Origin of the sequence: Sphingomonas sp., from assembly GCF_040398505.1 — a bacterium.
Lineage (GTDB): Bacteria > Pseudomonadota > Alphaproteobacteria > Sphingomonadales > Sphingomonadaceae > Sphingomonas.
In genome coordinates this window covers 1-6,578 of sequence record NZ_JBBATX010000132.1, presented here as the reverse complement: position 1 = coordinate 6,578, position 6,578 = coordinate 1, and the positions used below count along the sequence as shown (strand labels likewise).

6 protein-coding genes are annotated in these 6,578 nt (G+C 64.6%); 3 read left to right on the top strand and 3 right to left on the bottom strand.

Going from position 1 to position 6,578, the window contains the following annotated elements; translation table 11 throughout:
* Window positions 1-166: 166 nt before the first annotated feature.
* The 3 genes from ABWP09_RS12900 to ABWP09_RS12890 form a co-directional block, all read right to left on the bottom strand.
* Entirely contained in the window at window positions 167-874 is a 708-nt protein-coding gene (locus tag ABWP09_RS12900; protein ID WP_353205533.1) for an SDR family NAD(P)-dependent oxidoreductase, read from the bottom strand.
* 154 nt (window positions 875-1,028) lie between these two features.
* Entirely contained in the window at window positions 1,029-2,396 is a 1,368-nt protein-coding gene (locus tag ABWP09_RS12895) for a methyl-accepting chemotaxis protein (protein WP_353205532.1), read from the bottom strand.
* Window positions 2,397-2,415: 19 nt separating this feature from the next.
* A complete protein-coding gene (locus ABWP09_RS12890; protein ID WP_353205531.1) occupies window positions 2,416-3,771 on the bottom strand; it encodes a methyl-accepting chemotaxis protein in 1,356 nt (451 codons plus the stop codon).
* Window positions 3,772-3,963: 192 nt separating this feature from the next.
* Here ABWP09_RS12890 and sdhC point away from each other — a divergent pair, with 192 nt between their 5' ends.
* From sdhC to sdhA, 3 genes are read left to right on the top strand one after another with little or no spacing between them, the layout of a single operon-like run.
* Entirely contained in the window at window positions 3,964-4,386 is a 423-nt protein-coding gene (sdhC, locus tag ABWP09_RS12885) for a succinate dehydrogenase, cytochrome b556 subunit (RefSeq protein WP_353205530.1), read from the top strand.
* A gap of 1 nt (window position 4,387) precedes the next feature.
* Window positions 4,388-4,783 carry a succinate dehydrogenase, hydrophobic membrane anchor protein gene (gene sdhD / locus ABWP09_RS12880; RefSeq protein WP_353205529.1) on the top strand — a complete coding sequence of 132 codons (396 nt, stop codon included), beginning with the start codon at window positions 4,388-4,390 and terminating at the stop codon, window positions 4,781-4,783.
* On the top strand, window positions 4,776-6,578 hold the full coding sequence (gene sdhA / locus ABWP09_RS12875) for a succinate dehydrogenase flavoprotein subunit (RefSeq protein ID WP_353205528.1): 1,803 nt from the start codon (window positions 4,776-4,778) through the stop codon (window positions 6,576-6,578). The genes sdhD and sdhA overlap by 8 nt, the downstream gene beginning before the upstream one ends.

Here is a 6,578-nt window from a genome sequence, read left to right as displayed (position 1 = left end):
TCGACCGGCCGGAAGATCTGGAGCGGTTGCGGGCGCTGGTTTGATATCTGCGAAGCAGAGAAAGAGTTGTTCTCACACAAAGACGCAAAGGCACAAAGAAAGGCTTCTTCTTCTTCCTCTTCGTGCCTTTGCGTCTTTGTGTGAGCTAAATTTCCGCTTCGCGGTCTTACCGAACGTAGCTCGCGCCATTCACGTCGAGCACCGCGCCCGTCATCGACGGTGGCGCGTCGAGCGCGAGGAAGCGGGCGATCGCGGCCACTTCCTCCGGCTGCGCGACGCGGCCGAGCGGGATGTCGGCGAGTAGCTTGTCGCCGCCGCGGCTCGCCAGATAATCCTCGGCCATGCCGGTCATCGTAAAGCCCGGGCAGACCGCGAAGGCGAGAATGCCCTCACCGGCATAGCCGCGCGCGATCGACTTGGTCATCGCGACCATCCCGGCCTTTGATGCGGCATAATGCCAGTGCTGCGGCGAATCGCCGCGATACGCAGCGCGGCTGGCGATGTTGACGATCCGTCCGGCGCACGCGCGCGCCTGCCAGTGCAGCACTGCGAGGCGGCATAATTCGGCGGACGCGGTCAAATTGATGCGCATCGTGCGCTCCCATCCCGCGACCCAAATCGTGTCGTCCTCCGCGATCGGATTGGCCTCGAACACCCCGGCATTGTTGATCAGCACGTCGATCCGACCGTCGAAGCGATCAAGCGCCGCATCCCACAGCGCGCGCGGGGCGGCGGGGTCGGCGAAGTCGGCGGCAAGTGCGGTGGCGGTGGCGGCGGTCGCCTGCCCGATGACGCTTGCGCCTGATGCTTCGAGCGCAGCGAACGTCGCGGCGCCGATGCCGCGCGAGGAACCGGTGAGGAGGATGTTGGTCATGGGGTGGGCTTTAGCGCGCGCTCGCACCTCGCGCTACGGTCTCCCCTCCCTGGAAGGGAGGGGCAGGGGGTGGGTTGGCTCGTTGTCGAACGTCCGCCCCGGCCCACACCTACCCACCCCCAGCCCCTCCCTTCGAGGGAGGGGAGGAGCATTCTTACGCCGCCACACTCGCCGAGAAGGTATCTGCGGCACCTTTCAGCCCGCTCAGCCGGTCATCGACCTCGCCGAAATCATGCTCGAGCATGTCGATTTCCGCCGCGACATGTTCGGTATCCTCGCGGATCGCGGTGATCGTGCCCGACATCGAATTGGCGGCGAGCGCGGTCTCGTCGACCGCCGCAGTAATCGCGGTGACGGTCTGCGCTTGCGCTTCCATCGCATAGCGAATGCGATTGGCGCTTTCCTGCACCTCGGCGACGGTCGATTTGATCGAGGCGTTGGTTTCGACGGTCGAGCGCGTCGCGGACTGAATCGCCGCGATCTTGGCGGCGATATCGTCGGTCGCGCGCGCGGTCTGGTTGGCGAGGCTCTTCACCTCCTGCGCGACGACGGCGAAGCCGCGCCCGGCGTCGCCAGCGCGCGCCGCCTCGATCGTGGCGTTCAAGGCGAGCAAATTGGTCTGTCCGGCAATGTCGCGAATCAGGCCGAGGATCGATTCGATCGATTTGGCGTGATCGGACAAGGTCTCCGACATGCCGACGGCGGCACCGGCCTGGCCGGCCGCGCGCGTCGCGATCTCGGCGGCGGCTTCAACCTCGGTGCGCGCATCCTCGATCGCGCGGATAAGGCCGGCGGCGGTTTGCGCCGCTTCGCGCATCGCCATCGCCGATTCTTCGGCGGCGGCGGCGACTTCGGTGGTCTTGCCGATCATCCCGCGCGCCGACCGCGCGGCGCCCTGCGCCTGCACGCGAATGCGGTTGCCAAGCGCTGCCGCGCCTTCGATCGAGGTGGCGATCGTCTCGCTGAAATCGGCCGAGCGCGCGCGGCGTTCGATACGCGCCTGTTCGGCGTCGCGCGCGCCGAGATGCGAGGCCATCACGTCAGCCTCGACCAGACCGAGCCGCTGCACGACATCGGCGAGCACGCGCATTCGCGGCGATCCGACTCCGAGCTTCGCTTCGATCGTCTGCAACGTCCGGCTGTGCGCGAAGCTGAGCGACGCCAGCAACGCGGGGAGAGGGATTTGTGCCTTTTGCGAATCGGCGGCGTGGCGGTTGGCCATCCGCATCCAGTCTTCTTCGAACGCCGCGGCATATTTGGCGCGCGTATATTTGGCGCTCTGACCGATCCGTGTCGCCTTATAATCGGCGGTGAAATAGGGGCGGATATGCGCGCTGACCGGTAGCGACAGATAATGCTCCCAGAACGCGCCGGCGATCTCGGTTTCATGGCCTTCGATCAAGTGCGCGATTTCCACCGAGGCGGCAGCGATACTGCCATCCCAGTCATATTCGCTGATCCGCTCGGCTGCCGTGCGGTTTTCCCCGCTCCAGCCCCCCAACCTTGCGCTCCCCTGCGCCATGTCTTTTCCCCTTCAAGGGTTATGCGGCAACTTTCGCGACGAACTCGCTCGCGCTGTTTTTCAGCATCCCAAGCTTATGATCGAGTGAATCGAATCCGCGCCCGACTCGGTCGATCTCGGACGCGACGGTCTCGGTATCCTCGCGAATCGCGGTGATGGTGTTGGACATCGAATCGGCGGCGAGCGCGGTTTCATCGACCGCCGCGGTGATCGCGGTGACGGTCTGCGCTTGCGCTTCCATCGCATAGCGAATGCGATTGGCGCTTTCCTGCACCTCGGCGACGGTCGATTTGATCGAGGCGTTGGTTTCGACGGTCGAGCGCGTCGCGGACTGAATCGCCGCGATCTTGGCGGCGATATCGTCGGTCGCGCGCGCGGTCTGGTTGGCGAGGCTCTTCACCTCCTGCGCGACGACGGCGAAGCCGCGCCCGGCGTCGCCAGCGCGCGCCGCCTCGATCGTGGCGTTCAAGGCGAGCAAATTGGTCTGTCCGGCAATGTCGCGAATCAGGCCGAGGATCGATTCGATCGATTTGGCGTGATCGGACAAGGTCTCCGACATGCCGACGGCGGCACCGGCCTGGCCGGCCGCGCGCGTCGCGATCTCGGCGGCGGCTTCAACCTCGGTGCGCGCATCCTCGATTGCGCGGATCAGACCAGCCGCCGTCTGCGCCGCTTCGCGCATTGCGACCGCGGATTGCTCGGCGGCGGCGGCGACTTCACTGGTTTTGCCCAGCATCCCGCGCGCGGAAGTAGAGGTCCTGACCGATTGACCGCGCAGCACTTCGGATTCCTGCGTCGCTTGCTCGACCGTTGCGGCGATGCCTTCGCGGAAATCGGCCGCCAGCCGGTCGCGCTTGCCCTGTGCGGTGAAGCCACGGAAGGCATTGTAGATTTCGACGGTAATTTCGGCTTCCAGCCCGGTCAGCCGCATTACGGTGTCGATGAAGACGGGCAGGCGCGGATCGTCGCCCTTCATGCGCTTGAACAGGATGTCGAGCGCGGCGCGGTCGCTCGCGCAGGTCATCGACAGGAGCGCCATCGTCGAGACCCCGGCCTTATACCCCGAAGCGACCGAGCGCTCCATCGATTCGACCCACAGCCGCCCCGACACATCACAAAAACGGTTGCGCAAATAGGTAACGCCCAGCTCGACCATTTTGGCTTCTTCATGCGGCTGCCAGCTTTGTTCGCCGGGGCTCGCGCGTCTCCATTGTGCCCAGAACGCAAGCGCGATTTCGCCCGCGTCGGGTTCGAGCACGCGCCACACCTCGCGCGCGGCGGATTCCAGCGAATTGTCGAAATCGAACGCGCGCAGCCGGGCCCGGATATCGATCGTCGCGGCAACCAGGCCGGGGGCGGGGAGGGTGTTGGGCAAGGCGAAGCTCCGTCTCTGTGCCGCGGGGCGTAACGTGCACGGCTCAACCCCTGACGTAGCCGGATTTGGTTAACGCGCCGTAAGCGTGCGTCCGCTGCAATCGCGTTGCCCGCTACAAACCTTGCATCATAATGTGCGCCGACTAAGAGGGCGGCACATATCCACCGATCACATGACGAGGACGCTTTCGCCTTGGCCAGCCCCAGCCGCACCCCAACCGCCCGCGCCCGCCCGCTCAGCCCGCATTTGTCGGTGTGGAAACCGGGGCCGGCGATGATCGTCTCGATCCTCCACCGCATCACCGGCGACGGCATGGCGACGGTCGGAACGGTCGTGCTCGTGTGGTGGCTGGCGGCGATTTCGGGCGGTCCGGCAAGCTATGCGTCCTTTCACTATGTCTTCATGGCGTTGTGGGGTGGCGCGATCGGCTATCTGTTCGGGATCGGGCTGACGCTCTCTTTCTTCCAGCATCTGGCAACCGGCATCCGGCATTTCTTTCTCGATGTCGGCGCGAATTACGATCTGAAGGGCAATCGTGCTGGATCGATCGCGACGATGGTGTTTTCGGTGGTGGCGACCGCGGCCTTCTGGGCTTATCTGACGATGGTGAAATAAGATGGGCAACGGAACCGAACTCGGCCGCGTGCGCGGCCTCGGCAGTGCCAAAGAAGGCACGCATCACTGGTGGTCGCAGCGCCTGACCGCGGCGGCAAACCTGTTCCTGATGGTGTGGTTCTTCATCGCCATCGCCCGGCTGCCCGCTTATGATTACGAGACCGTGCGTGCTTGGCTGTCGTCGCCATGGGCGGCGATCCCGATGCTGCTGCTGATCGCCTCGGTCTTCTATCATTTCCGGCTCGGTCTGCAGGTGCTGATCGAGGATTATATCCACGGGGCGGCCCGTGTCATGTGGCTGCTCGCGCTCAATTTCTTCAGCGTCGGCAGCGCCGCCATCGCCATTTTCGCGATCCTGAGGGTCGCCTTCACCGTTACCGGAGTCCCCCATGGCTGAGGCCTATAAGATCATCGACCATACCTATGATGCCGTTGTTGTCGGCGCCGGCGGCTCCGGCCTGCGTGCGACGATGGGGATCGCCGAAACCGGACTGAAAACCGCGTGCATCACCAAGGTGTTCCCGACGCGCAGCCACACGGTTGCGGCACAGGGCGGCATTGCCGCCAGCCTTGGCAACAATTCGCCCGACCATTGGACGTGGCACATGTTCGACACCGTCAAGGGGTCGGACTGGCTCGGCGACCAGGATGCGATCGAATATATGGTGCGCGAGGCACCTGCTGCGGTGTACGAACTCGAACATGCCGGCGTGCCGTTCAGCCGCAATGACGACGGCACGATCTACCAGCGTCCGTTCGGCGGCCATATGCAGAATATGGGCGAAGGCCCGCCGGTCCAGCGTACCGCCGCTGCGGCCGATCGGACCGGCCACGCCATGCTCCACGCTTTGTATCAGCAGAGCCTGAAGTACGACGCCGACTTCTACATCGAATATTTCGCGCTCGATTTGATCATGGAAGACGGCGTCTGCCGCGGCGTGATCGCTCTGTGCATGGACGACGGATCGATCCACCGCTTCCGCGCGCATAAAGTCGTGCTGGCGACGGGTGGCTATGGCCGCTGCTATTTCTCAGCGACCTCGGCGCACACGTGCACCGGCGACGGCAATGCGATGGTGCTGCGCGCCGGGCTGCCGCTGCAGGACATGGAATTCGTCCAGTTCCACCCGACCGGCATTTACGGCGCGGGCGTGCTGATCACCGAGGGTGCGCGCGGCGAAGGCGGATACCTCACCAATTCCGAGGGTGAGCGCTTCATGGAGCGCTATGCGCCGAGCGCCAAGGACCTCGCGTCGCGCGACGTCGTGTCACGCTCGATGGCGCTCGAAATGCGCGAAGGGCGCGGCGTCGGCAAGAATGGCGATCATATCTGGCTCCACCTCGACCATATCGACCCCAAGGTGCTGGCGGTGCGGCTGCCGGGCATCACCGAGACCGGCAAGATCTTCGCCGGGGTCGACCTGACGCGTCAGCCACTGCCGGTCACGCCGACGGTGCATTACAATATGGGCGGCATCCCGACCAATTATCACGGCGAGGTCGTCCATATGAAGGACGGCAACCCCGATGCGGTCGTCCCCGGCCTGTTCGCGGTGGGTGAGGCGGCGTGCGTCTCGGTCCACGGTGCCAACCGCCTTGGCTCCAACTCGCTGATCGATCTCGTGGTGTTCGGCCGCGCGACGGGTCTGCGGATCAAGGACACGCTCAAGCCCAACACGCCGCACACCCCGCTGCCCAAGGGCTCGGAAGAGATGTCGCTTGCGCGGCTGGATACGTTCCGCAACGCCAAGGGCAGTGTGCCGACCGCGCAGATCCGGCTCGAAATGCAGCGCACGATGCAGAAGAATTGCGCGGTGTTCCGCGACAATGCGCTGCTGACCGAAGGCGTCGCCGCGATTTCCGCGACGTACGCCAAGCTCGGCGACGTTTCCGTCACCGATCGTTCGCTGATCTGGAACACCGATCTGGTCGAGACGCTCGAGCTCGACAATCTGCTCGCGCAAGCGATGGTAACGATGCAATCGGCCGCCAATCGCAGGGAATCGCGCGGCGCGCATGTCAACGAGGATTACCCCGATCGCGACGACGCGAACTGGATGAAGCACACCACCGCGACGTTCGCGGGTTGGGGTGGCAAGGGCGGCGCGGTCGAAATCAGCTATCGTCCGGTGCATGATTACACGCTCACCGATGATGTGGAGTATATCAAGCCGAAGAAGCGGGTTTATTGA

Excerpts from the sequence above, each read along its gene's own strand:
- ABWP09_RS12900 (WP_353205533.1), bottom strand. The coding sequence starts at position 874 with ATGACCAACATCCTCCTCACCGGTTCCTCGCGCGGCATCGGCGCCGCG.
- ABWP09_RS12895 (WP_353205532.1), bottom strand. The coding sequence starts at position 2,396 with ATGGCGCAGGGGAGCGCAAGGTTGGGGGGCTGGAGCGGGGAAAACCGC.
- sdhD (WP_353205529.1), top strand. The coding sequence starts at position 4,388 with ATGGGCAACGGAACCGAACTCGGCCGCGTGCGCGGCCTCGGCAGTGCC.
- sdhA (WP_353205528.1), top strand. The coding sequence starts at position 4,776 with ATGGCTGAGGCCTATAAGATCATCGACCATACCTATGATGCCGTTGTT.